Origin of the sequence: Caballeronia sp. LZ029 (assembly GCF_031451275.1) — a bacterium.
Classification (GTDB): domain Bacteria; phylum Pseudomonadota; class Gammaproteobacteria; order Burkholderiales; family Burkholderiaceae; genus Caballeronia; species Caballeronia jiangsuensis.
This window is the reverse complement of the sequence record NZ_JARUXO010000130.1, coordinates 1-1,820: the sequence shown is the minus strand read 5'-3', so window position 1 is coordinate 1,820 and position 1,820 is coordinate 1. Positions and strand designations below refer to the sequence as shown.

Below are 1,820 nucleotides of genomic sequence, written 5' to 3'. Positions count from 1 at the left end.
TGGGCAGCGACAATTGTTTTGGCCGGTCGTTGACGATCGTTTTGGCCGGTGGTGAGGAGTCGAAGGGCGGCGCAGTCGCCGTAGACGATGAGCCACCGGCGGCGCCAGGTCGACGGGCTTTAGGATGGACTGATCGAAGCTTGAAGAAGAAGCGGTCAGCTCATGTCTGGAACCCGCATTACCGACCAACAGGTTCATCTCTATATGAACAAGCGCAAACAGTACTCCCAGGAAGTCGCGGCCGCGAAGACCGGTATCAGCGTGCGTACGGCGCGCCGCATCGAACGTGACGCCACCTTGCCTTCTCAGAAACCACGGCAAACATGGCGGACCCGAGCTGATCCCTTCGTCGACGTATGGGAGAGCGAAGTCGTACCGCTGCTGCGCAACGCGCCCCACCTGATGGGCATCACGATCCTGCGCAAGCTGCAAGACGATCACCCGGGTTGCTATCCCGATAGCATGCGCCGCACGCTGGAACGGCGTATTCGCCAGTGGCGGGCGCTTGAAGGGCCTACGCAGGAGGTGTTCTTCCCCCAGGAGCATCAGCCCGGTGTGCGCGGTCTGTCAGACTTCACCGATATGAGCAAGCTTTGCGTGACGATCGGCGGTGCCCCATTCGGTCATCGGCTGTATCACTTCGTACTGGCGTTCTCGCGCTGGGAATACGCGAACGTTGTTGAGGGAGGCGAGAGTTTCGAGGCCCTCGCAGCGGGATTGCAGAACGCGCTGTGGCAGGCCGGCGGCTGCCCGCGCGAACATCGCTCTGACAGCCTGTCGGCTGCCTTCAAGAATCTGACAGAGCAGGAGGACTTCACGAAACGTTACTCAGCGCTGCTCGACCATTACGGCATGGAGGGCACGCGCAACAATCGGGGCCTGGGTCACGAGAACGGCAGCGTGGAGTCATCGCATCGGTATCTGAAGGAAGCGGTCGACCAGGCCTTGATGCTTCGCGGTCATCGCGACTTCGCCGACCGGCCCGCCTACGATGAATTCATCCGTGAGGTGGTGATGCGCCGGAACCGGCGCAACGCTGCGGCGTTTCGCATTGAGCGCGCACAGTTGCAGGATTTGCCCGTACGTCGCACTACTGACTTCGTCGAGGAAGAAGCACTCGTGACCCGCTGCAGCACATTCACCGTGCGCGGCATCCTATACAGCGCACCGTCACGCCTGATCGGCCATAGGCTAAAGGTGCGGATCTATGGTGACCGGCTCGACTGCTATCTGTCGGGCGCGCTGGTGCACAGTACGCCGCGAGGATCCCGTGCCGCCGATAACCGCCACGCGCTGGACTATCGTCACTTCATCGATTCTCTCAAGCGCAAGCCGCAGGCGTTCAGGGGGTTCGCGTTTCGCGACGCGCTGTTTCCCCGTGAAGCCTACCGACGGACCTGGGAGAAGCTGGAGACGCAACTGACGCAACGCCAGGCATGCAAGACGATCGTAGGGCTGCTCGAACTCGCAGGACATCACGGCGTTGAGGCGTTGCTGGCCGAGCGGCTCGAGGCCTTGCTCGAAGCAGGCGAACTGCCCGATCTGAAGCAGTTGCGCGATGAATTCGCGCCGCGTCAGGCCCAATGTCCCGAGGTCGTAGTCGAAATGCCGCCCGTCGCGGTCTATGACGAGCTTCTCGACAAGGTGGCAGCATGAACGCCCCTGCCCATGACAACGGCCGTCTGGCCTTGATGTTGAACGAGCTACGTCTGCCGACCATCGGCAGGTTATGGCCCGAGTTCGTTGAGCGCTCTGATAAGGAAGGCTGGCCGGCTACGCGATTGCTTGGGGCGCTGCTTGAGCACGAACTGGCCGAACGT

Annotated in this window: 1 protein-coding gene; it reads left to right on the top strand. The window is 61.7% G+C overall.

What is annotated here, in order from left to right; all coding sequences use genetic code 11:
* Positions 1 to 162 precede the first annotated feature (162 nt).
* Positions 163 to 1,656 carry an IS21 family transposase gene (gene istA, locus QCE73_RS39290; protein WP_008342581.1) on the top strand — a complete coding sequence of 498 codons (1,494 nt, stop codon included), beginning with the start codon at positions 163 to 165 and terminating at the stop codon, positions 1,654 to 1,656.
* Positions 1,657 to 1,820: the final 164 nt, after the last annotated feature.

What these genes read in the sequence shown, in the direction of transcription:
- istA (WP_008342581.1), top strand. Translation starts at nt 163, where the DNA reads ATGTCTGGAACCCGCATTACCGACCAACAGGTTCATCTCTATATGAAC.